Raw genomic sequence first — 22,646 nt, forward strand, 5'->3', positions numbered from 1 at the left:
GTGCATCGGTGGCCCCGGTGCGGGGCCAGATTCTTGGCTCGACTGTAGGTCAGGGTGGCGGCGTCGGCCCGCGGGCCCAGGCACAGGGTGCGTCGAGCGAGCTGTCTATCCCCAAGCGATGTCGTTTGTTCCGCCCATTTCCACAGTTATTCACACGTTGTCCCACTTTTGCCTCACAGGACCGCCTTCCTAGGGTCTGGGCACGGACCGTGGTGTGCGCACCTGGATTGGTGGCTTCGTCTTGTTGCCGGTGGCGATCAAGGCGGGTGCTGGAGAACTTCGACCGATGGGTCACGCCGAAGGGCGAGCCTTGGTCACCCTCTCTGCCCGGGTGCACACGCCGCGTTCCCATGTCTTCGACCAGAACCTTGTCGCCGAATCCCTCCACGCCGTCGACGAGCCGCTTTCGTATCAGTGCGCAACGTGGGCGCATTCAAGGAGTCCGACCATGTCGCTGACCGAACAACACGTTGGGCTTGGCCTTCGCCGCGTCTTCACCACCGAAGGAGTCGACCCCTACGACACCCTCGAGTGGGGCCTGCGCGACGCTCGAATCCTCGACTACCGCGACGGTTCGGTGGCCTTCGAACAGAACGGCGTGGAGTTTCCGCTGTCGTGGTCGGTCAATGCCTCCAACATCGTCGCCCAGAAGTACTTCCGCGGCACCCCCGGAACCCCCGAGCGCGAGTGGAGCCTTCGCCAGGTCATCGACCGCGTAGCCGACACGATCACGGGCTGGGGAGACCGCGACGGGTACTTCGGTTCCGATGCCGAACGGGAGATCTTCCGAGACGAACTGACCCACGTGCTCGTCACCCAGAAGGCGTCGTTCAACAGTCCCGTCTGGTTCAACATCGGTGTTCCGAACGTGCCAAATCAGGCGTCCGCGTGCTTCATCTTGTCGGTCGACGACTCGATGGATTCCATCCTCAACTGGTATCGGGAAGAGGGCATCATCTTCAAGGGCGGTTCGGGTGCCGGGGTGAACCTGTCGCACATCCGGGCCTCGAATGAGCTGTTGGGCGGAGGAGGCAGTCCGTCCGGTCCGGTGAGCTTCATGCGCGGGGCCGACGCCTCGGCCGGAACCATCAAGTCCGGGGGTAAGTCGCGGCGGGCGGCCAAGATGGTGATCCTTGACGTCGATCACCCCGACATCATGGAGTTCGTCACGTGTAAGTCGCGTGAGGAGGAAAAAGCTCGCGTGCTGCGCGACGCCGGCTTCGACATGGACCTCGACGGTGCCGACTCCTACAGCATCCAATACCAGAACGCGAACAACTCGGTGCGGGTGAGCGACGAGTTCATGGCAGCGGTGGAGGCCGACGAACAGTGGACCCTGACCGGGCGTCGCACCGAGTCGGCCAACCGTACCGTGAGCGCACGCGAACTGATGCGTGCCATCGCATTGGCCGCATGGGACTGCGCCGACCCCGGCATTCAATACGACTCGACCATCAACCGTTGGCACACCGCGTCGGTGACGGGGCGGATCAACGCCTCCAATCCCTGTTCGGAGTACATGCACATCGATAACTCGGCGTGCAACCTGGCGAGTCTGAACCTGCTGTCGTTCCTCGGCCCCGACGGGGTCTTCGACGTCGAACGCTACGAGGCGGCCATCGAGATCGTGTTCATCGCCCAGGAAATCCTGGTGGGCAACGCCGACTACCCAACCGAGGCCATCGGTCGCAACACCCGCCGTTTCCGCCAGCTCGGCATGGGTTACACGAATCTCGGCGCGCTGCTGATGGCCCTCGGGTTGCCCTACGACTCCGACGGGGGGCGCGCCTGGGCCGCTGCGGTCACGGCGCTGATGTCGGGCCACGCCTATGCGACCTCGGGCAAGCTCGCCGCCCGCATGGGGCCATTCGCCGGATTCCACGAGAACCGCGAGCCCATGCTTCGGGTGCTCGGAATGCACCGTGAGGCGGCCGAGCACCTCGACTCCGACGTCCTTCCGGCCGAGTTGGTCGAAGCCGCGCAGCGTTCGTGGGCGGTCGCATGCGAGCTCGGCAACGAGGTCGGGGTGCGCAACAGCCAGGCGACCGTGTTGGCCCCGACCGGCACGATCTCGTTCATGATGGATGCCGACACCACCGGCATCGAACCCGACCTCGGCCTCGTCAAGACCAAGAAGCTCGTCGGCGGCGGAACGATGAAGATCGTCAACCAGACGATCCCGCGTGCGCTCACGAACCTCGGCTACACCGAAGACGAGGCCGACGAGATCGTCGCCTACATCGCGGAGCATCACTCGGTGTTGGGTGCGCCGCACCTCAAGGCCGAACATGTCGCGGTGTTCGCCTGTTCGATGGGCGACAACGTCGTGCACTACTCGGGGCACCTGGCGATGATGGCCGCGACGCAGCCGTTCCTGTCCGGCGCAATCTCCAAGACGGTGAACACCCCCGAGTCGACCACGGTGGAGGAGATCGAACAGATCTACATCGATGGCTGGAAGCTCGGCCTCAAAGCGGTGGCGGTGTATCGCGACAACTGCAAGGTCGGCCAGCCGCTGTCGACCGGCAAGGCGAAGCCGGTGGGCGCGGTCGAGGCCGCAACCCAGGCCGTCGAGACGATCACCGTGGTCAAACACGAACCGGTGCGTGAGCGTCTGCCACGGGCCCGCACCTCGAAGACCTTCGAGTTCCGCGTGGCCGACTGCAAGGGGTTCGCCACCATCGGCGAGTACGCCGACGGCCGCCCGGGCGAGCTGTTCGTGAGGGTCTCGAAGCAGGGGTCAACCCTTGCGGGCATCATGGACGCCTTCGCGATCGCGGTGAGCCACGGCCTGCAATACGGGGTGCCGCTGTCGGCCTATGTCAACGCGTTCGTCGGGATGCGTTTCGAGCCGGCGGGCATGACCGACGATCCCGACCTTCGCCTGGCTTCGTCGCTAATGGACTACCTGTTCCGGCGTATCGCCCTCGATTACCTGCCCTATGAGGAGCGGGCGTCGATTGGGCTGTTCAGCGTGTCCGAGCGCACCCAACCCACGCTTCCCGGAGTGGAAGAGGCGGTCACCGAGACGAACCAGGGCCACGAGTTGCCGGCCGATCCGCCCTCGTCGCAGCTCGGGTTGTCGGTCGACCTGCGGTCGGTCGACGAGACGCCGGTCGCCAGCGCCGATGCGCCGTTGTGCATGCAGTGTGGTGTGAAGATGCAACGTGCAGGGTCGTGCTACGTCTGTCAGGAGTGCGGGCAGACCAGCGGCTGCAGCTGAACGCCCACTCGTTCTGTAGGTAATCGCGGTTGCTATAGCCACCGCATTTACCTACAGAACGGGTGTCGCAACGAAAGACGCCAAGCGCCTGGCTGCCACCTAGCCGACGAGATCGAGACGCCACCACTCGACGGAGCGGCGGAATCCGGCGGCGTCGAGCGCTTTGTCGAGCCGGTCTTCGCCGGCGCCGACTGCGATGGCGATGCGTGAGTCGTCATCGTCGGTGCGGGCGGGGTCGCCGAGTTTCACCAGGAGGCGGGTCAGTGCGGCAGCGTCGGGGGCGATCACCGGATCGAGCAGGGCCACGACCTCGAGGGGAACCGCAGCGTCGAAGGGCATCATCGTGGCGGTTTGCCAGGCTCCGGCGTCTTCGGTTCGCAGGTCACGTCCGGGCCGAAGGGGACGATGGCCGTGCAGGTGGGGCAGTGGCAGCCCCTGTTCGTACTCGTCGTTGATCCGCACGATGCCGCGACGGCGAATCATCGTCCAGCAGTCGAGTTGGAGCGATGCCCGACGAAGGGCAGCTGCCCGTTCGGGCCGTTCGGGGCTGGCGGGCACGGCCACGCTGGACACCCCGTTGCGGACCAGGCGGTCGGCCGCCGCGCTCAGCAGGAGTGGAACGAGGTGATCCTCGTCCGCGGAGCGACGAACGTCGACCACGTCCGCCGCCCAGTGGCCGGTGGGCGATTCGACCGGGCGCAAACACAGTGCGGCCGAGAGACCTTCGACAAAGGGGTCATCGACGACGAGCGCGACGTTGGGGCCTCGCAGAATCCGGCCGACCACCGTTTCGGCCCGGCCGCGGGCGGCGGGCGAGTGCCGCGACAACAGTGCCACGATCCCGGCGGTGTCGTCGGGGGTGGCGGAACGGAGTCGCTGTCGCAGGGGTCGTTGGTGATGGTCCATGAGCCTCTCGAATCGGCGAAGCGCTGTGTCCACTCGCACCGGCTCCAGGTATTCAGTTACCGCCTCGGATCCGATCTGTCAAAGGTCCGTCGCCGGTTCTTTGAGGTCGCGGTGGGGTCGCGGGCGTGTCGCGGGCGAGGCTGGGAGGACCCGGGAACCAACGGCACGCGGGCAAGCCGTGACGACCGATACACCGTCTGGGCGGATTCCGCTCGAAAAATGCGGCACAATAGAGGGGTCGTACCCGGTGGTGCGTCCGATTGGCTGGGTGGTCCGATGTGTGGCACCCTCGGCCCGGCTGGGTCCGATGTGGCCCCGAGAGCTTCGAGGAGTAAGTCGTGTTTGATGTCGGAGATCGCGTTGTTTATCCCCACCACGGCGCTGCAATCATCGTCGACCGTGAGTCGCGAGAGTTCCAGGGAGAGACCACCGATTACCTGGTGTTGAAGATGGCTCATGGCGATCTGACGCTGATGGTGCCGGTCGACAAGGCGGACGAAGTCGGCATGCGTCCGCCCATCGGCAACGAAGAGGTCCAGGATCTGTTCGAACTGCTGGGTAAAAAGGACATCCGCGAGCCGGCCAACTGGAGCCGCCGCTTCAAGAACCACCAGGAGAAGCTGAAGTCGGGCGACGTCTATCAGGTCGCCGAGGTGGTGCGGAACCTTGCGCTTCGCGACCAGAGCAAGGGGCTGTCGGCCGGCGAGAAGTCGATGTTCGTGAAGGCTCGTGGAGTGCTGGTGTCGGAGTTGAGCTTCGCACTCGACGTCACCGAACAAGAGGCACTCGACCGGGTTCAGGCCACGCTGTCTTGAACCTGAGCCGCCGTCCCCGCGTCGGCTCCGGTCCGCGTCCCGATCGCGGCTCCCGTCCCGATCACGGATCGCGCCCCGGCCGCCGCGTCGATGAACGCCGTCGGCGCGGTCGTGGATGGGTGTTGGCGGGGGTGTTGGCGGCCGGTTCGATGATGAGTGGGTGCACGGCTTCGCGCCCGGACCCCTCCGGTGCGGAGGGCCCGGCGACCACCGCCGTGCGTTACTCCCGCGACGTCGAGGGAATCGTGGCGTCGCTGAGCGATCTACTGAGTAACGACGGCTCCGACCTGAGCCATTGGGCGCCGCCGGAGGATCAGGCGAAGTGCGGAGCCGAGCGCCTGGTGCGCCAATTCACCGCGAACGGGTTGCTCGACCGGGGCTTCGACCCCAACGACGCGACGCTGGTTTTGGAGTTCACTTCGCAGGACCGCACGGCCGCGATCAACGTGTTGATCGGTTGTATCGATTTCGAAACCGGGTACACGTCGTTGTTGTCGTCGTACGAGAAGATGTCGGTGGCCGAGGCGGCCTGTGTCGGTTCGGGGATGCGCAGACTCGGAATCGACCGCGACATCGCAGGATCGTTGGTCGACGGTGCAGCACCGGATCCGTTGGCGAACGGTCAGCGTTTCGGGCAGGGGATGAGCGAGCTCGCTACCCAATGTCTGGCGACCAGCACACTGTCGGACCAACGTCTGAGTCTTCCGCCGCCGGCACCCGCCGATGCTCCGAGGGTCGAGCGGTCCGAGGAGGTGACCTCAACCACCGCGGCGTCGCCCGGAACCGGCCCCGATTTGCGAGGCATCGTGCCCGGCGGCCCCCTCGACACATCGAACTGAGCGCGGGCCTAAGCTGGCTCGGCATCTCACCGAGGAGACCACCGTTGCTGTCGTCGATTCCCAGTCCGAGTTCGAACACGATGCCGGTGATCGGGCTTCACTACTACGGGGTCATGATCGCCCTCGGTGTGCTCGCAGCGGTGATGCTGGCTCGGGCGCGGTGGCGTGCGGCGGGCCATGACCCCGACGAGATCGCCGACATTGCGGTGTGGGCGGTGCCCGCGGGGCTGATCGGCACCCGCGTGTACCACGTCATCACCGATTTCGATAAGTACCGCGACAACCTCGGCCAGATTTTCGCCATCTGGAACGGCGGGTTGGGGATTCCCGGCGGCATCTTGTTCGGGGTGATCGCCGGTGTCTGGGCGGCTCGTCACTACGGCATCGATGTGAACCGGGTGGCCGATGCGTGCATCCCGGGTCTGCCGCTGGCGCAGGCGATCGGCCGGCTCGGCAATTACTTCAACCAGGAGCTGTTCGGGCGTCCGACCGACGTGCCGTGGGCGATCGAGATCGACCCGATCCACCGGCCTGCGCAGTACGTGCAGTTCGAGACGTTCCACCCGACGTTCGCGTACGAGGCGTTGTGGAACCTCGGGTTGTGCGCGGCGCTGATCCTGGTCGGTCGTCGCAAGGTTTTGCGGCCCGGCAAGCTGTTGCCGCTGTATCTGATCGGCTATGGCGTGGGTCGGTTCTGGGTCGAGTTGTTGCGGTCCGACCAGGCGACCGAGATTCTCGGATTGCGGGTGAATACCTGGACCTCCGGGGCGATGGTGCTGATCGGCTTCGGGTGGTTGCTGTTCGGTGGGGCGTTGCGCCCGGAGGCCGAACGCGGCTGGGATCCCGAGCCCGAGGTGGCGCCCGAGGCTGAGGGTGTGGCTGGTGCCGCTGAGGGCGACGGTGCGGCCGGTGCCGCTGGCGAGGCCGGCGTCGAAGGCGAAGCCGGTGTCGGGTCAGGTCCCGCCGAAGGTGCGAATAACGGCGTCGCTGAGGACGGGCCACAGAGGCAGGGCCCAGTTTCCGAAGTCGAGGTCCCCGAGGCCGACAAGCCCGAGTGATCGAACGGGGTCGATCCACACGAAGGTGCCGGTCTGGCCGAAGTGGCCATAGGTCTCGGGTGAGTTGAGGGAGCCGGTCCAGTGCGGCGATTTGTGGCCGCGGATCTCGACGCCGAGCCCCCACGGGTTGGGTCGTTGGGTGCCGTAGCCGGGCAGTACCCCGTCGATGTCGGCGAACTGAACGGTGGTGGCCTCGGCGATCGTCGAGGAATCGAGCAGCGTGCCGGGGTTCAACATCGACATCACCCAGGTGGCGAGGTCGCGGGCCGAGCCGACGGCCCCGGATCCGGGCGGGCCGTCGAGGGAGGTGGCCGACATGGCGAGCGGTTCGAGGACGCCGTCGTGCAGGTAGTGCTCGACGGTCATGCCAGCGTGGGCTTCGAGCGCCTGCGCCAGTAGTGCGAAACCGTGATTGGAGTAGATGCGGCGGGTGCCGGGTGCGGCGAGGATGGTGTCGTCGTCGGGGCCGACCCCGGAGGCATGACACAGGAGGTGTCGCACCGTGGAGCCGGGGGGACCGGCCGGCGTGTCGAGGGTGAGGGCGCCTTCCTCGACGGCGAGCCAGATGGCGGTGGCGACGAGGGGTTTGGTCACCGAGGCGAGACGGAATCGACGATCGAGGTCGCCGAACGATTCGACGATTCCCCCGGAGTTGACGACGGCGATGGCGACGTTGTCGGCCGGCCATTGCGCGGCGATCTCGTGCCACGAGCGATCGGCGGGGGAGCCGGAGTTGGTGGCGGGGTCGGAGCCGGTGGGGGACGCATCGGTCATGACACGATGCTGACACGTCGGCGGCGCCCGTCGGTACTTCGGAGCGTTGAAGGGGTGTTGTACATGGGGGGCGCAGTTTCGCGCCCCCCATGTACAACACCCCGGCTCGCCAGGGGGTCGGCGGGCAAAGGTGCGCGATCCTGAGTAGATCCGGTTACAGAAATTTTCCGCAAATCAAAAAGAAGCGGAAAAAAGACTCTGGATAAAACTCCGGAATAACTTTTTCGAACGATTGAAAATTCGTCGTTTCGAAGGATTCAGCGAGAGATTTCGTGGAGAGAATTCTTTGAATGGCAGAGCTTTTGCTCGGCCATTCGTGATTTTTCATCACCGAAAATGCAGTGAACGCTGACAGAAAAGTTGGAATCGCAAGTTTCAACGGACGGATTTTCCGTACGTCGAATGGTAATCACACCAGGGGGAACAAGATGAAGTGCACAACGGCAACGCAGCTGGGAACGTCGAAGAAACGGCAGATTGTTCTGATCGATATCGAGAACATCGTTGAATCGGCGAGAGATGCGAACACCTATGACTTCGCCGACGTGTTCGGCCGCGTGGCTGCGGCGGTCGATCTCCAGCGGACCGACCACGTCGTGGTCTCGGCGAACCCGGCACTGGTGACGGGCTTGTTTGCGATGCACGACCTCTGGCCGTCGGCACAGATTCGGCCGCGTCATGGCAGGGACGGGGCGGACCTGGCGCTGCTGGACTCGGTTCGTGACACGCACCAGGTGGCTCGTTCGTACGATCGCGCAGTCATTGCGTCCGGTGATGGTTGTTTCACCCCGCTCGCGATCGACCTCAGGACGGTGGGAGTCGCGACGGTGGTCGTTGCCCGCCCGGAATCGACCTCAATCGAGCTCCGGAGCGAGTCATCGGAGTACATTCCACTCGGTTCTCACGTGGAATGGGCGGTGGCGTCGTGAGCGGGGGCCGTCGTCAGCACTCGGCCGAAGGGTGTGATCGCATCCGGGCGTTTGGCGGTGGACGTCTCGTGTGGGTTGACCGAGCGCACGGTTGGTGGGGTGCCTCAAGCCGGCACTTCGGATCTGCGTGGGGGAGTTGATGATCCCGGGTTGGGTGTGAGGGCTCTGCGACCCGACCGTTCTTAACGCCAACAGAATCGAGAGCCGTCGCGAAAATGGACCCTACGCGCATGTGTGCGCTGTTCGTTGGTTTGCCCGGCGTCGTGGTTATCGGGGGTGTTGAGCGTCGCGTTGGGTGAGGACGCGGGGGTTGGGTTGCGTCATCGTTGGTGAGGACGCGGTTGGGGTGGCTGGTGTTGATGGTTTCGGGGTGGATGCGACAGCGTGGGGATGGCTTGTACGCGCAAGGACCCCCTCGCTCTTCTTGGCAGTTGCTCGAGGGGGCCCTTCCTGAGTGATGCCGGAGGCATCGGTGCTTATGGTAAGTGGTGATCCTGGGCGGGTTGAGATCGAGTTGGTGTGCGGGTTGGCTTGTCCGGCCTGTGGTGAGGGTTTGGCCCGGTGGGGTTGGGCACGGGTGCGCACGGTGCGAGGGGCGGGTGGCGCGTCGAGGCAGGTTCGGCCTCGACGGGCGCGTTGTCGGGGCTGTGGACGCACCCACGTGTTGTTGGGTGACGATTTGTTGTTACGGCGTCGTGACGAGGTCGCGGTGATCGGCTCGGCGTTGGTCGCGCACGCGGCCGGGGAGGGTCACCGGCCGATCGCCGGGCGGTTGGGGGTGCCGGTGGCGACGGTGCGGGGCTGGTTGCGCCGGTTCCGGTTACGGGCGACGGTGATCGCAGCGTTTTTCACGACCTGGGCGTTGGCGTTAGTGCCGGGGTCAGACCCGCCGGTGTCGACGGGTAGCGAGGCGGGCGACGCGGTTGAGGCCGTCGGGATGGCGACGCGGGCAGCGGTCATCAGGTTCGGTCCGGGTTCCGCGTGGAGTCGGGCGGCCCGGTTGTCGGGTGGGGGTTTGTTGTCCAACACGAGTTGCCTCTGGTTGACACCGAGCTGAGCGGGCATTGTCACGGGCTCTACCCCTGTTGAGTCTTGGAGGGCTCCATGCACGATCGGCATCGCGATATCGCGTTGTTTCGTTACTCGTTGATTCGCGAGGCAGCGGACCCGGCGTTGACGCCGACCGAACGCGGCCGTTTGGTCCGCTATCTCGCTGCTCGCGACCATCTCGACCCGCACGGTGAACGGGTCCGGGTGGGCCGCTCGACGTTGGATCGTTGGATCCGGGCGTGGCGTGGCGGCGGGTTCGACGCGTTGGTTCCCCAGGCGCGGTCCGCTGAACCGAAAACCCCCGCAGCGTTGTTGGATCTCGCGGTTAGGTTGAAACTTGAAGTCCCGGCGCGCACCGCGGCCCAGGTATGTCGGATCATCGAAGCCGACAAGGGTTGGGCGCCATCGGAGCGGACGGTGCAACGCCATTTCGCTCGGCGGGGTCTCAACGTTCGTCCCGACGGCCAACCACTTGAGGTATTCGGCCGTTTCGAGGCCGACACCACCAACGTGTTATGGACCGGCGACGCGTTGCACGGCCCCGTCATCGGTGGCCGCAAGGTCTACCTGTTGGCGTTCATCGATGACCACAGTCGGCTATTGGTCGGCTATCGGTGGTGTCACAGCGAAGACACCATCCGCCTCGAAGCAGCGTTGCGCGCCGGGCTTGCCAGCCGAGGAATTCCCGGGGGGATCTACGTCGATAACGGTTCCGCGTTCGCGTCGAAACCTCTGTTGCGAGCGTGCGCGTCGTTGGGAGTCCGCCTCACCCACTCGACACCGCGCCGCCCCGAAGGCCGCGGGAAAATCGAACGGTTCTTCCGGACCGTTCGCGACCAGTTCCTCGTCGAGATCACCGTGAGCGGCCCCACGGACCTCGACGAAATGAACCGCCTGTTTTCGGCTTGGGTTGAGGGCGTCTATCACCGTCAAGTCCACTCCGAAACCGGCGAAGCACCTTTGGACCGCTTCGACACGAGCATCGTGAGGTTCCCGACCGCGGGCGAGCTCCACGAAGCGTTCCTGTGGTCTGAAACCCGGGTCGTTTCCAAAGTCGCGACCGTGTCGCTGCTCGGCAACCACTACCAAGTCGACGCAGCGCTCGCGGGCCAACGCGTCGAGTTGGTCTTTGACCCCTTCGACCTCACCCACATCGAGGTCCGCCTGCGCGACCTGCCCATGGGCACCGCAGTCCCACAACACATCGGCCGCCACACTCACCCCGCCGCTCGCCCAGACCCAACCCAACTCGCAGCGCCCACTGCGACCGGGATCGACTACCTGCGCCTGATCGAAACCGAACGCGACCGCAACCTCGCCGCCTCAGGCGGGATCGACTTTCACCAACTCGCCCTACCCAAAGAACCCATCGTCCAACCCCGAACCACCAACAAACAGGACCAACCGTGAGCATCGACCGTCTCCGAGCCCACTGGGGCTTTACCCGCATGCCGTTCAACAAAGACCTCGCCCCCTCCATGCTCGCCACGACCACCACATACGCCGAAGCGGTCGCACGAATCAGCTGGTGTGTCACCGAAGACGCCCTCGGAGTTATCACCGGCGAAGTCGGCGCCGGAAAGACCGTCGCCGCACGAGCCGCTCTCGGCACCCTCGACACGTCGCGCCACACCATCATCTACATCGGCAACCCCGCCATCGGCGCCCGAGGCATCTACACCACGATCATCACCACCCTCGGCGGCACACCCCGGTTCCACAAAGCAGCGCTCATCCCCCAAGCCCAAGACGCCCTCGCCACCGAACGCGACGAACGAGGCAAGAAAGTCGTCGTGGTCCTCGACGAAGCCCACCTCCTCAGCACCGACCAACTCGAAGAACTCCGCCTACTTCTCAACGCCGACATGGACAGCCGATCACCATTCGCGTGTCTCCTCATCGGCCAACCCACCCTGCGGCGACTCATCAAGCTCGGCATGTTCGCCGCTCTCGATCAACGCATCGCGCTGCGATACGCCATGGCCGGAATGAACGCGCACGAGACCAGCACCTACATCGCGCATCACCTCAACCTCGCCGGGCGCAGCGACACCCTCTTCAGCGACGACGCCATCGAGCTCATCCACCAAGTCGCCCGCGGGCTACCCCGAGCCGTGAACAACCTCGCCGTTCAAGCACTCATCGCCGCGTACGCCACCGGCCGCAACATCGTCGACGAATCCTCCACCCGCACCGCCATCACCGAAGTCACCGCCGAATAGCAACGACACACCGACCACAATCCCACGCCACCACGACCACCACCACGACACCACGACCACCAATCCATCCCCACACACCGTGTCGCCGCCATACTCACCCAGCCTGGCGGGCAACAGGGGGTGGAAGATCTGATGGTTGGTCCGGTGCGGGTCATGTCGAATCGCCTAGTCGGGCGACCTTCCGCGAGGGCCGCGGGTCGAGGGTTTGGAGCAAGGACCGGCGCCAGGTCGAGCTGCTCGATCGGGCTTGTTTCGGCCGGCCGGCACAGCTGGTGTGGCGCAAGCGCCGGTGAGCGTGTCCATAACTTGGGGGCAAGCCCACCGACGTCGTACCCGTGTATGCTGAATTGCATGCAGAGCACGAGTGTCCGCATCGACACGGCAACTCATCAGGAACTGAAGCGCCTCGCGGACGAGATGAACACGACGGTCGGCAACACGGTGGCCCTCGCCGTGCGTGCGTTGCGGCAAGACATGATGGGCTTGGAGCTCGCCGCACCGTTGAGCGAGGACGAGTTGGCGTGGCTCGATGCTGACCTCGGGTGACATCATCGATCTCGACTTGGGAATACCGAAAGGTCGAGAGGCCGGCTTCCAACACCCGGCGGTCCTGGTGACGGCGCAACGCGTGCTCGACTCCGCGCCGTCGGTCGTGCACGTGGTCCCGCTGACGAGCACCGTCCGCGCATTCCATTCAGAGGTCGTCGTCGAGCGGGACTTGTTCAATGGCTTGGCAACGACCTCGTCGGCCCAATGTCAGCATGTGCGCTCGGTCTCGCCCGGTCGGATCGCAGGAGTTCGGGGCAACGTGGGCGCTGAGGTGTTGGCCCAGGTGCGTGAGACGATCGCAGTGCTCCTCGACATCGGGTGACGGCGCCGGTGGACGAACTCGACAGCCTCCTCACCTTCGACTCATCGCTCGACGGGACTCAAACCCGAGCAGGGTGATGAGTAGGTCGCTGACCCCACTGCGTCGACCGTTGTAGTCGTCGAGCGTGAGGCGCATCGACTCGGATTCGGTGGCGGTTCCGTGAGGCTTAGGGATGGGTCGTAGCCGACATCGCTCATCCTGATGTCACCTCGACGATACCGGGGGAGGGCAAGTCGACCACCTCTGCGCTCGTTTCGAAGTCCCTCGCTGAGGTCGGTGTGCCGACCCTGGTGGTCGGCGGCGCCTTCCGCAAGCCGGAGGTTCACCGGTTGCTTGGTGCCACATCGGCCCAGTCGCTGCGGGACATGGCCAAGCTCGACACTCACCGATCGACGATCGGTGAGATCATTCAGTTCCCCGAAGGGTTGACAACCTTTTCGTCGCGGTTGCGGGGGCGGCAACTCGCGAGGTCTCAGCGGTCAACGCGGCGGCCCGCGAGTTGTGTGTTGAGGGTGCGCGTCGAGGCGCGACCATGATCGTCGATTCGAGCCCCTGACCCACACACGCGGACCCTCCACCCGACCCCGCTCAAATCCGAAGCGCTGCCTTTGTACGTCGGGATCAGCCCAAGTTCGGCGGCGAGTACCCGAGTGGTAGCGAGTCGGTTGGCCGATCACGTTTCGGGCAGGATCGGCTCCTCAACCTTCAGGCTGAGCATGGCGGCGTTGCTCATGGGGCACCTTGACCTGCAGCTTGTGAGCGACGCGCGTCGGCCGTGCCTGACCGATGAGGCTCCCCTCACTCGATAGATCGCCGAATCTTGTGGCGTCTCCTACACCGCGTGGCCCGAGCCGTGGTCGGTCGAGGGTGTTGTCATCGCCGCGTTGGATCTGCCCCTGAACCTTCAAGGCGGCACACATCCGTTCAGGATGGTGGTGCCGCAAGCGCGGAGTTCCTTTCCAACTCACCCAGGCTGACGTCGTCGATGGCGACGCAGCGGAACTCGAGCCGTTTCGTCCGGTGCATCGTGGCGACCCGCACGCCGTTGGAGCGAGGCTTGCACTTCGCCAGTTTCTCGACGGGGACACCCGCGGCGTCGAGGGCGTTGTAGAGCGCGTTCACCTCAGCGGTCTTGCGTGCGGCGACCCCGATTTCGGCCGATTGCACGCCGTCGTCGATCCACTGGGTGACGACCTTGACCAACGCCTTTCGCTGGTCGGCCCGTGACCTCGCCTCATAGATGGTCGGCGTCGGTCCCCGCATGAACGAGTGATACCCGGCAAAGTTCAGCGGATCGTCGCCCTCACCGACCGCCGCGCCAGCACCCACCTCAACGCCACCACCAGCATCAACACCACCATCGGCACCGTCAAGCAACATCAGCGACCACGCCATGATCTCGTGGGGCGTGCGGTAGTTGATGCGCAGCCGCTTCGACCGCCTGGTGATGCGGATCCCCACCTTCGACAGCGCCGACCTGCGGTCATAGATGCGCTGATGCTGGTCGCCGACGATGAACATGTCGTTGGGCTGTTCCGGCACCGCCGCCCGCAGCAGTCGCCATTACGCCTCGTGGAGATCCTGGGACTCGTCGACGATCACGTGCTGGTACGGCTTCACCTTCCGCGCCGCCAGGTATTGCGCTGCATGCTGTGCGAGCGACAAATCCGTGTGCTCGTTGCGTTGCGCCGGGGCACTGACGAGCTCCTCGATGGCCTCGGCCGTCGCCCACGCAGGCGGGGTGTTGTACATCAGGGGCGCGATATCGCGCCCCTGATGTACAACACTCGCCTCAAACCGGGCCCGCGAACCCGGCCCGCGAACCCGGCCCGCGAACCCGGCCAGCGGACGCGCCGACGAGCGCGCCAGCGAGCGAGCGCCAATCCGACCATGGCCGACACCCGCCGGGGGTTCGGTAGGCTTGGCGCCGAGGAATATGTATGACAACAACGTTTGAATCGCTCGGCGTGTCGGCACCCCTGTCCGCAGCCCTCACCGAGCGTGGAATCACTTCACCATTCGCCATTCAGGCGCTCACGATCGAAGACGCACTCGCCGGCCATGACGTGTGCGGAAAAGCAAAGACAGGATCCGGCAAGACGCTGGCCTTCGGAGTCCCCACCTTGCAGGTGCTGCCGAAGGCGAAACCCAACCGCCCCACCGGCATCGTTCTGGTGCCGACCCGAGAGCTCGCCACCCAGGTGCGCGATGAGCTCGCCCCGCTCGGCGCCGCCATCGACCGCACCGTCGTGGCGATCTACGGCGGCGACCCCATCGACAAGCAGATCAACAAGCTCAACCGCGGCGTCGATCTCATGGTGTGCACGCCCGGTCGGGCCATCGACCTCATCGAACGCGAGGCGTTGTCGGTGAGCGACATCACCAACGTCGTCGTCGACGAGGCCGACCGCATGGCCGACATGGGGTTCCTGCCACAGGTCGAGTGGATCCTTCGACAGGTCGACGGCGAACACCAGACCCTGCTGTTCTCGGCAACCCTCGACGGCGTCGTCGATGGGCTGGTGCAGCGCTACCAGCACGATCCGAAGCTGCACGAGGTCGAATCGAAGACCGTCACGGTTGACCAGATGCACCACCGATTCCTGAAGGTGCACGAACTCGACCGGGTGAAGGTGCTCGCCTCCATCATCGAAGGTTCGAACAAGACGATGGTGTTCACCGCCACCAAACGCGACGCCGATCGCATCGTGGTGAAACTGCAGGGCGAGGGAGTGAACGCCGCGGCGATCCACGGCGACCTGCGCCAGCAACTGCGCGAACGCACGCTCGCCGATTTCGCCTCCGGCAAGATCAAGGCCCTCGTCGCAACCGATGTGGCGGCGCGAGGCATTCACGTCGACGATGTGGACGTGGTGATCCACCTCGAACCCGCCACCGATCACAAGACCTATCTGCACCGATCGGGTCGCACCGCTCGCGCCGGCACCTCCGGCGTGGTGGTCACCCTCGCGTTGTGGAACCAGGAACTCGAGGTGAAGCGGCTGCAGAAGCGCATCGGGTTGAACATCCCCATCGTCGAGGTGTTCTCGAACAACCCGTTGCTGCGCGACCTCGTGGCGTGGGACCCCGAAGAAGGGGCCTGATCGGGGCCGGTACGCGCTGGCGCGCCGGTGCTGGCTCGGGCGCGGGCGCTTGCGGCTCAGGCGTCGAGGTCGCCGAATGCTCCGAACGCGAGCGCGTAGCAACACGCCGTCACCGACAGGCCCTCGTTCATCTCGCCGCGACGCAGCGCCTCGCGCAGGTCCTCGACCGAAACCCACTCGACCCGGTCGGCCTCGTTGGGGTCGCTCGGCTCGCCCCGGTGGGTGGCGCCGGTCGCGACGAAGACGTGGAAGTGCTGATCGCTCAACCCGTTCGACGGATAGAAGTCGACCAGCGGGGTGAGGCCCTCGGGCTCCCACCCGGTCTCCTCGAGGGTCTCTCGGCGTGCGGCATCCACGATCGACTCGCCCTCATCGACCCGCCCGGCCGGGATCTCCCAACCCCAGGTGTCGGTGATGAATCGATGCCGCCACAACAACAGCACCCCACGTTCGGGGTCGATCACGATGCATCCGGCGGCGGGCTGGCAACGGATCAGGTGGTGGTCGAAACGGGTGCCGTCGGGCCACTCGACATCCGCGAGCCCGAGGGTGACCCACGGACTCGAATACAGCTCGCGTTCGCCGTGATTGATCCAGGCCATGGCGTCGAATCGTACCGGCGGATGCTGCGGTGACCGACCCGCAGCCACGGCAGCCGCCGCGGTCGACGGCCTACGACATCGGCCTCGAGTTCGAGGCGACCCTGTCGACCCAGCAACGTCGCCAGGGGGCGCACTACACGCCCCCCGATGTGGCCGAGGCACTCGTCGAACAGGCGTGGAGATTCCTGCGGCACCCGACGCCGGTGGTGTGTGATCCGAGCTGTGGGGGAGCGGTGTTTCTCATCGCGGCTGCGCAACGACTTCGACGCGAGGGGCTCGACCCCGCCGACATCGTCAACCGCCACCTCGTCGGCATCGACCTGAACCCCGACGCGGTGCAGGCGGCCACGACGGCCTTGCAGACCTGGGCGCGCGAGGCTGGCGCGACCCGTGAGGTGACGCCACGGGTCGTGTGCGCGGATGCGCTGTTCGCCGGAGGCCAACTACAGGGCGGGCTGTTCGAGGACGGCCCGACGGCGGGGCTGCCGGCCGACGCAACAATCGACCTGGTCATCGGCAACCCCCCGTTCCAGAACCAACTCGACGCGTCCACCGCCCGAACCGCGGACGCGCGACGGGCGATGGCACAACGCTTCGGCCCCGACGTGCGCGCCTATGTGGACATCGCCGCGGTGTTTCAGTTGCGGGCACTCGAACTGGCCGCCCCCGACGGCGTGGTGTGCCTGGTGCAGCCCCGTTCGTTTCTCGCGGCCCGCGACGCCGAGACGGTGCGCCGACGCATGTTGGCGGCGGGCGCGTTGGCATCGGTGTGGCTGCCGAGAGACAAGGTGTTCGGCGCCGAGGTCGACGTGTGTGCGACCACCCTGCAGTTGGGCGCCGCAGCGCGACCCGTCGAGGTGACCGGCGGACGCCTCGGCGAGATGCCCCACGGTGAGGTCGACGCCGAACTGCTGGCCGAGTCCGCGACCTGGTCGGCGCTGTGGGCGCGGGCCCGCGGGGTGCCATCGGTGGCGCCGCCGGCCGGTCACCACGGCACGATCGGTGACCTGGCCACCGCGACGGCGGGATTCCGCGACGAGTTCTACGCACTCGTCGCCCACCTGAGCGACGGGCCCCTTGCACCCGGGCGAGGGGCCCGGGTGATCAGCACCGCCATGATCGACCCCCTCACCTCCAGTTGGGCGACCCGCGAGGTGAAAATCGGCGGGGGCAAACGCACCTCGCCGTGGGTGGACCGCGACGCGCTCGATGACGCAGCGCCCAGGGTGGGCAACTGGGTGGGGAGGCTGGCGGTTCCCAAGGTGCTCGTGGCCACTCAGACCAAGGTGATCGAGGCGGCCCTTGACGCCGACGGCGACACGGTTCCGCTCACCCCGGTGCTCGCCGTGGTCCCGATGGCGGTGGTCCCGATGGCGGTCGGCGCGGATGCCGCACCGGCGGCCTGCCCGTCGCAGCCGGACGACGCGTCGCCGGTGGCTGACCCGTCGCCGGTGGCCATGTTGGCCGCCGCGCTCAGCGTGCCCGCAGCGTCGGCCTGGGCGGCGACGCGTTTCGGCGGGGGTGGAATGTCCCAGGATTCCATGCGGCTCTCGGCCAGACAGGTGCTTCAGATCCCCCTGCCCGTCGACCACGATCTGTGGCGACAGGCGGCGCGGGCCTCGCTCGACCCGCCGGCGGACGGCGACGCCACGGGCTGGCGTGAACTCGGTCGCCTTCTCAACCAGTCCTGGCGCATCGACGACGACGACCTCGTCGACTGGTGGCTGGCGCGCCTGCCGCAAATGTCTCGAAGGTCGCGCCGCCTCCGGTAGCATGGCCGAGTCATCTAGAGCGGCCCCGAGGGGTCCGGCAACCTGGGACGGACACCCAAGGTGCCTCTTTCGACCAGTGTCGTCGGCCCACCCGGACCGGCGTCGCCGACCGAAAGGATGCGGCCGGTTCGCCGGCAACGAATTGTCCGAGTGGCCCACCTCGGGCGACTCGACGAGTCAGCGGGTGTCCGCCTCCGATCGAGCGTCATGAGCCAACCGAGCCATCCCAACCAACTCGAACCCGTCACCGGTGCGTGGCATCCCGGCCTGCCCGCGGGCCGTCGCCAGTTCGCGACGGTGTCGAGCGGTCGGCCGTTCCCCCTCGAAGGCGGCGGGCACCTCCCCGAGGTCGTGGTGGCCTACGAAACCTGGGGCGAACTCGACGAGTCGGCCTCCAATGCGGTGCTGATCTGTCATGCGCTCACGGGCGACTCCCACGCAGCGGGCCGCGCGGCGCAGGGGCATCCGGCCGAGGGATGGTGGGACGGCCTGATCGGCCCCGGCCGCGCCATCGACACCAACCGCTACTTCGTCGTGTGTTCCAACGTGTTGGGCGGATGCCAGGGCACCACCGGACCCGCCAGCATCGACCCCCGCACCGGCCGTCCCTACGGCGCCGCCTTTCCGGTCGTCACCATCCGCGACATGGTCCGTGCCCAGGCGTTGTTGGCCACCGCGCTCGGAGTGCAACGGTGGGCGAGCGTGATCGGCGGGTCGATGGGTGGAATGCAGGTGCTCGAATGGGCGACGATGTTTCCCGACCGCGTCGGTTCGTGGGTGTCGATCGCCTCGACGATCCAGGCCAGCGCACAACAGATCGCCTGGTCGATGGTCGGACGCCGGGCGATCGAGTCCGACCCGAGGTTCCGTGGCGGCGACTATTACGACGCCGAACCTGGTGACGGCCCGCACCGCGGGCTGCGCCTCGCCCGCCAGATCGCGCAGATCCACTACCGATCCGAGGAAGCCTTCGCAGAGAAGTTCGGACGGGTCGAACTCGACCGACTCGACGGCCCCGACGGGTTCACCCTCGACAGTCGTTTTGGGGTGGAGGGCTACCTCGACTACCACGGCGACAAGTTGCTGCGCCGATTCGACGCCAACAGCTACCTGCGCCTGAACAAGGCGATGGACCTGCACGACCTGGCCCGCAAGCGCGGCAGCGTCGAGGCCGCGCTCGCCCGGGTCAAAGCGCCGTCGCTCGTCATGAGCATTTCCAGCGACATGCTCTATCCGCCGTATCAGCAAGAACGGATCAGAGACATCCTGATCGCAGCGAACAAGCGCTGCGGGTTCTACGAGATTCGCAGTATCGACGGCCACGACGGGTTCCTGATCGAACTGCACCAGATCGCACCGCTGCTCGAAGGATTCCTCGACGCCGCGTGGCACGACGAACAGTTGGGAGCACTCCGATGACCGACGAAACGACCCCTCGAAGCGACACCGTGGCGATCCGCGCCGGCCGTGAGGCCAACGGCAACGCCCTCGCCCCGGTGCTGTGGGCCAGCTCCGCATTCGTCACTCCCGATGCCAAAACCGCGCAGCGTTTCGCTCAGAGCACCCGCGCCGAACAGTTCTACAGCCGCCACGGAAACCCCACGATCAACGCCTTCGAATCGGCCATCGCAGAACTCGAAGGAGCCGAAGCGGCGCGCTCGTTCGCCTCGGGGATGGGGGCGATCTCGGCGATCCTGCTCGGCCTGCTGTCCACCGGCGACCACGTCGTCACCCAACGACAGCTCTACGGCGGCACCCAGATGTTTTTCACCGCGGTGTGCCCGCGCTTTGGCATCGACGTCACCTTCGTCGACGCGGCCGACCCCGACGCCTGGGATGCGGCCATCATCGCCGGCAAGACCATGATGTGTTTCGCCGAGAGCCCGGCCAACCCGCGCCTGGCGCTGGTCGACCTCGAACGGTTCGGCGCCATCGGCGGACCGATCACCGTCGTCGACTCGACCTTCGCCACCCCGATCGGCGTGCGCCCCCTCGACTACGGGGTGAACCTCGTCGTGCACTCGGCGACCAAATCCATCGGCGGACACAACGACGCCACCATCGGGGTCGTGGCCGGTGAACGCGAACTCATCGACTGGCTTTGGGGGTTCGCCGTGCTGCACGGTGCCAACGCCTCGCCGTTCGACGCCATGAACGCCCTGCGCGGACTGCGGACCCTGCCGATTCGCCACCAACGCCAATCGGCCACCGCCCAAGCGATCGCCGAGTTCCTCGAAGCGCACCCCGCGGTGGAGGCGGTCGCCTATCCCGGCCTCGCAAGCCACCCCCAACACGACCTGGCCTCGCGCCAGCTCAACTGGTTCGGCGGACTGTTGACCTTCGACCTTCGCGGCGGCGCCACGGCCGGACAGACCTTCGTGGAGTCGACCCGGATCTGTCAGCTCGCCACCTCCCTCGGCGGCCCCGAGACCCTCGTGACCCACCCGCGCACCACCACCCACGCCGCGCTGCTGCCCGCGGAGGCCCAGGCGGCGGGTATTCACGACGGGACGGTGCGGGTGTCGGTGGGACTCGAACACGTCGACGACCTGATCGCCGACATCTCCGACGCCATCGACGCGGCACAGGCGGCGCAGGCGGCGCAGGCGGCGTGCCAGAACTGATCGAGGCGGAGATCTACCGGGGTGCGCTCGCGGCCACGATCGGGCGGCGCATCGCCGGGGTCGAAATCCTGACTCCGTCGTTCTTCCACAGCGGCGACCTCGGCGACGACACCGCGGTCTCCACGCTGATCGGCAGCCGTATCGAGGCCGTCGAACGCCACGGCAAGGTCGTCATCATGCGCACCGACACCGGCCACGACCTCTCGGTGCGTTTCGGCATGACCGGCCGCGTGATCGTCGACGGCGACGCCCCGATCGACGCGCTCGAATACGGCCCCCGGCGAGACGACGAGGCATGGGATCGCCTGCGCCTCCACCTCGACGACGGATTCGCCGTTCGCTTCAACGACCCCCGACGATTCGGTTCGGTGAGCCTCGACGCCGACTTGCACGCCCTCGGCCCCGACATCGTGAGCGCGACGGTCGCCCAGTGGCGAGCCGCGCTGGTGGGCCGTCGTCCGGTCAAGGCCGTGTTGTTGGACCAGGCCCGACTCGCCGGCCTCGGCAACCTGTTGTGCGACGAGATTTTGTGGCGCAGCGCCCTGGCCCCGACCCGTCCCGCCGACTCGCTCGACCGGGAGGCCTTCGTGGAATTGCGGCGAACCGCCAGAGCGACGATTCGGCTGCTCTCGCGTCGGGGTGGGTCGCATCGGGGCGACCTGCAGGAACAGCGTCATGTCGGCGGCAGGTGTCCGGCGGACGGCACCGGGCTTCGCCGGGAGGTCGTCGCCGGGCGCACCACCTACTGGTGCCCGACCCATCAACACTGACCCGACGGTGCCGCGGTGGCCACATGGTCGTCGCCGCAGCAGATTCGCAGGTCCGGGTGACCGAATTCGATGGCGAAGGTCAGTAAGATTCGCTGCGTCGAGAACACCGGTTCGCGGCGAAAGGTAGATCGGACGGATCGTGCGAGGCTTGGGGAAGCGAGCAGCTGTGGCCGCCATCGGCGCTGTGGTGGCGGCGGGATCGTGGGCGACGGCCGCACATGCATCCGTGCTGACGGTTGCGGCGACCCTTCAGGACGGAGGCGCCCCGGACGCAACCGCCGTCGACCCCGACCCTGCGGCGGAACGACTGCAGCTCATCAGCTACAGCCTCGTGGGGTTGGCGGTGCTCATCATCGTGATGACCGTCATCTATTGGGTCATGACCCGTCCGGTGCGGGTCACGAGCGGCGACCTCGCCGGACAGGCCCCGGTGGTGGGTGGCTCGTCAACCGAGGGCGCCTCGATCGACCTCACCGAGGCGCCCGAGCCGACGGGCCCCCGCGTCGACGCACCGCTTCCGAACCCCGCCGCACTGACGCCCCCGCCTGCTGCCGTTCCGGCTGCGGCACCGGCTCCGGCTGGCGCGGCTGCTGCTGCTGCGGCTCCTGCTCCTGCTCCGGCTGGCGCGGCTGCTCTTGCTCCTGCTCCGGCTGCGGCTGCGGCGGCACTCACCTCAGCGCTCGCTGCCATCCCGGACATGACGCCGACGATGATCCGTTTTGACGACCCGCCGGTGCAGCGTGTCGGTCGGCAACTTCCCGCCCCCGGCGCACCGAATTTCGAGCAGGCAGCGCGGGACAACACCGCTCGCCGCGAGGCGGTTGCGAGCGCACGGCGCGCCGATCAACGCCCGCCGCGCACGCTGCGCACCGCCCAGCCGGACCCCGATCGTCCCCGCCCCGACCCGTCGCGGCGACGCCGTCAAGACTCGCCCCGGGCCGTTGCCGACGGGGAGATCCTCGATCGTCCGACCGAGACGGTCAGACTCGAGCCGCCCGACGGGAACCGCTGAGTCCGTCCGGGTCCGTCCGGGTAGGTCCGGGTCCGACCCAGGGCCGGGCGACCGTCGAGGCGACCGTCGAGGCGA

At 66.6% G+C, this 22,646-nt stretch carries 21 protein-coding genes, 1 pseudogene and 1 riboswitch; of the genes and pseudogenes, 16 read left to right on the forward strand and 6 right to left on the reverse strand.

The window, feature by feature from the left end; genetic code table 11:
• Positions 1-214: 214 nt before the first annotated feature.
• Entirely contained in the window at positions 215-3,223 is a 3,009-nt protein-coding gene (locus tag M9952_07330; protein ID MCO5312734.1) for a vitamin B12-dependent ribonucleotide reductase, read from the forward strand.
• Between the two features lie 99 nt (positions 3,224-3,322).
• Here M9952_07330 and M9952_07335 read toward each other — a convergent pair whose 3' ends face one another.
• Complete coding sequence (locus M9952_07335; protein MCO5312735.1) at positions 3,323-4,129, reverse strand: hypothetical protein; 807 nt, start codon at positions 4,127-4,129, stop codon at positions 3,323-3,325.
• A 338-nt stretch (positions 4,130-4,467) separates the two neighbouring features.
• Here M9952_07335 and M9952_07340 point away from each other — a divergent pair, with 338 nt between their 5' ends.
• The 3 genes from M9952_07340 (at position 4,468) to lgt (ending at position 6,841) form a co-directional block, all read left to right on the forward strand.
• Positions 4,468-4,944 carry a CarD family transcriptional regulator gene (locus tag M9952_07340; GenBank protein ID MCO5312736.1) on the forward strand — a complete coding sequence of 159 codons (477 nt, stop codon included), beginning with the start codon at positions 4,468-4,470 and terminating at the stop codon, positions 4,942-4,944.
• Between the two features lie 119 nt (positions 4,945-5,063).
• Positions 5,064-5,783 carry a hypothetical protein gene (locus M9952_07345; protein ID MCO5312737.1) on the forward strand — a complete coding sequence of 240 codons (720 nt, stop codon included), beginning with the start codon at positions 5,064-5,066 and terminating at the stop codon, positions 5,781-5,783.
• Positions 5,784-5,827: 44 nt separating this feature from the next.
• Complete coding sequence (lgt, locus tag M9952_07350; protein MCO5312738.1) at positions 5,828-6,841, forward strand: prolipoprotein diacylglyceryl transferase; 1,014 nt, start codon at positions 5,828-5,830, stop codon at positions 6,839-6,841.
• Here the strand turns inward: lgt and M9952_07355 are convergent.
• Positions 6,737-7,615 carry a beta-lactamase family protein gene (locus tag M9952_07355; protein ID MCO5312739.1) on the reverse strand — a complete coding sequence of 293 codons (879 nt, stop codon included), beginning with the start codon at positions 7,613-7,615 and terminating at the stop codon, positions 6,737-6,739. The two genes, lgt and M9952_07355, sit on opposite strands and share 105 nt — an antisense overlap.
• Before the next feature lie 341 nt (positions 7,616-7,956).
• Here M9952_07355 and M9952_07360 point away from each other — a divergent pair, with 341 nt between their 5' ends.
• The gene (locus M9952_07360) at positions 7,957-8,544 is read left to right on the forward strand and encodes an NYN domain-containing protein (protein ID MCO5312740.1); all 588 of its coding nucleotides are present in this window, start codon (positions 7,957-7,959) and stop codon (positions 8,542-8,544) included.
• Between the two features lie 478 nt (positions 8,545-9,022).
• Positions 9,023-9,211 (forward strand): annotated as a pseudogene (locus tag M9952_07365) (DUF6431 domain-containing protein).
• A gap of 83 nt (positions 9,212-9,294) precedes the next feature.
• On the opposite strand, the gene M9952_07370 reads toward M9952_07365, so the two are convergent.
• On the reverse strand, positions 9,295-9,615 hold the full coding sequence (locus M9952_07370; GenBank protein MCO5312741.1) for a hypothetical protein: 321 nt from the start codon (positions 9,613-9,615) through the stop codon (positions 9,295-9,297).
• Between the two features lie 33 nt (positions 9,616-9,648).
• Here M9952_07370 and M9952_07375 point away from each other — a divergent pair, with 33 nt between their 5' ends.
• From M9952_07375 to M9952_07390, 4 genes are all read left to right on the forward strand, one after another.
• Positions 9,649-11,004 carry a DDE-type integrase/transposase/recombinase gene (locus tag M9952_07375; GenBank protein MCO5312742.1) on the forward strand — a complete coding sequence of 452 codons (1,356 nt, stop codon included), beginning with the start codon at positions 9,649-9,651 and terminating at the stop codon, positions 11,002-11,004.
• Positions 11,001-11,816 carry an AAA family ATPase gene (locus tag M9952_07380; protein MCO5312743.1) on the forward strand — a complete coding sequence of 272 codons (816 nt, stop codon included), beginning with the start codon at positions 11,001-11,003 and terminating at the stop codon, positions 11,814-11,816. The genes M9952_07375 and M9952_07380 overlap by 4 nt, the downstream gene beginning before the upstream one ends.
• 351 nt (positions 11,817-12,167) lie before the next feature.
• Positions 12,168-12,362 (forward strand): hypothetical protein, encoded by a 195-nt coding sequence (locus M9952_07385; protein MCO5312744.1) that lies wholly within the window; start codon positions 12,168-12,170, stop codon positions 12,360-12,362.
• The gene (locus M9952_07390) at positions 12,346-12,687 is read left to right on the forward strand and encodes a type II toxin-antitoxin system PemK/MazF family toxin (protein MCO5312745.1); all 342 of its coding nucleotides are present in this window, start codon (positions 12,346-12,348) and stop codon (positions 12,685-12,687) included. The genes M9952_07385 and M9952_07390 overlap by 17 nt, the downstream gene beginning before the upstream one ends.
• A 924-nt stretch (positions 12,688-13,611) precedes the next feature.
• Here the strand turns inward: M9952_07390 and M9952_07395 are convergent.
• A complete protein-coding gene (locus tag M9952_07395) occupies positions 13,612-14,229 on the reverse strand; it encodes a hypothetical protein (GenBank protein MCO5312746.1) in 618 nt (205 codons plus the stop codon).
• 21 nt (positions 14,230-14,250) lie between these two features.
• The gene (locus M9952_07400) at positions 14,251-14,439 is read right to left on the reverse strand and encodes a hypothetical protein (protein MCO5312747.1); all 189 of its coding nucleotides are present in this window, start codon (positions 14,437-14,439) and stop codon (positions 14,251-14,253) included.
• A gap of 188 nt (positions 14,440-14,627) precedes the next feature.
• Between M9952_07400 and M9952_07405 the strand changes: the two genes are divergently transcribed.
• Positions 14,628-15,791 carry a DEAD/DEAH box helicase gene (locus M9952_07405; GenBank protein ID MCO5312748.1) on the forward strand — a complete coding sequence of 388 codons (1,164 nt, stop codon included), beginning with the start codon at positions 14,628-14,630 and terminating at the stop codon, positions 15,789-15,791.
• 56 nt (positions 15,792-15,847) lie between these two features.
• Here M9952_07405 and M9952_07410 read toward each other — a convergent pair whose 3' ends face one another.
• A complete protein-coding gene (locus tag M9952_07410; GenBank protein MCO5312749.1) occupies positions 15,848-16,393 on the reverse strand; it encodes an NUDIX hydrolase in 546 nt (181 codons plus the stop codon).
• Positions 16,394-16,422: 29 nt separating this feature from the next.
• Here M9952_07410 and M9952_07415 point away from each other — a divergent pair, with 29 nt between their 5' ends.
• The 5 genes from M9952_07415 to M9952_07435 all read left to right on the forward strand — a co-directional run bounded on the left by M9952_07415 (position 16,423) and on the right by M9952_07435 (position 22,571).
• Positions 16,423-18,165 carry an N-6 DNA methylase gene (locus M9952_07415; GenBank protein MCO5312750.1) on the forward strand — a complete coding sequence of 581 codons (1,743 nt, stop codon included), beginning with the start codon at positions 16,423-16,425 and terminating at the stop codon, positions 18,163-18,165.
• A gap of 5 nt (positions 18,166-18,170) precedes the next feature.
• A riboswitch (SAM-I-IV-variant riboswitch) is annotated at positions 18,171-18,317 on the forward strand.
• A 55-nt stretch (positions 18,318-18,372) separates the two neighbouring features.
• On the forward strand, positions 18,373-19,584 hold the full coding sequence (locus M9952_07420) for a homoserine O-acetyltransferase (protein MCO5312751.1): 1,212 nt from the start codon (positions 18,373-18,375) through the stop codon (positions 19,582-19,584).
• Entirely contained in the window at positions 19,581-20,789 is a 1,209-nt protein-coding gene (locus tag M9952_07425) for an aminotransferase class I/II-fold pyridoxal phosphate-dependent enzyme (protein ID MCO5312752.1), read from the forward strand. The genes M9952_07420 and M9952_07425 overlap by 4 nt, the downstream gene beginning before the upstream one ends.
• Positions 20,777-21,559 (forward strand): hypothetical protein, encoded by a 783-nt coding sequence (locus M9952_07430; protein MCO5312753.1) that lies wholly within the window; start codon positions 20,777-20,779, stop codon positions 21,557-21,559. Before M9952_07425 ends, M9952_07430 begins: the two co-directional genes overlap by 13 nt.
• Positions 21,560-21,707: 148 nt before the next feature.
• Entirely contained in the window at positions 21,708-22,571 is an 864-nt protein-coding gene (locus tag M9952_07435; protein ID MCO5312754.1) for a hypothetical protein, read from the forward strand.
• The last annotated feature ends 75 nt before the right edge of the window (positions 22,572-22,646 follow it).

The organism is Microthrixaceae bacterium (assembly GCA_023957975.1).
In the GTDB taxonomy this organism is placed as follows: Bacteria; Actinomycetota; Acidimicrobiia; order Acidimicrobiales; family Microtrichaceae; genus JAMLGM01.

Bases quoted from the DNA above. Each gene is read 5' to 3' on its own strand.
- M9952_07335 (MCO5312735.1), bottom strand. From the start codon at position 4,129: ATGGACCATCACCAACGACCCCTGCGACAGCGACTCCGTTCCGCCACC.
- M9952_07355 (MCO5312739.1), bottom strand. From the start codon at position 7,615: ATGACCGATGCGTCCCCCACCGGCTCCGACCCCGCCACCAACTCCGGC.
- M9952_07375 (MCO5312742.1), top strand. From the start codon at position 9,649: ATGCACGATCGGCATCGCGATATCGCGTTGTTTCGTTACTCGTTGATT.
- M9952_07385 (MCO5312744.1), top strand. From the start codon at position 12,168: ATGCAGAGCACGAGTGTCCGCATCGACACGGCAACTCATCAGGAACTG.
- M9952_07390 (MCO5312745.1), top strand. From the start codon at position 12,346: ATGCTGACCTCGGGTGACATCATCGATCTCGACTTGGGAATACCGAAA.
- M9952_07400 (MCO5312747.1), bottom strand. From the start codon at position 14,439: ATGTACAACACCCCGCCTGCGTGGGCGACGGCCGAGGCCATCGAGGAG.
- M9952_07405 (MCO5312748.1), top strand. From the start codon at position 14,628: ATGACAACAACGTTTGAATCGCTCGGCGTGTCGGCACCCCTGTCCGCA.
- M9952_07410 (MCO5312749.1), bottom strand. From the start codon at position 16,393: ATGGCCTGGATCAATCACGGCGAACGCGAGCTGTATTCGAGTCCGTGG.
- M9952_07420 (MCO5312751.1), top strand. From the start codon at position 18,373: ATGAGCCAACCGAGCCATCCCAACCAACTCGAACCCGTCACCGGTGCG.
- M9952_07425 (MCO5312752.1), top strand. From the start codon at position 19,581: ATGACCGACGAAACGACCCCTCGAAGCGACACCGTGGCGATCCGCGCC.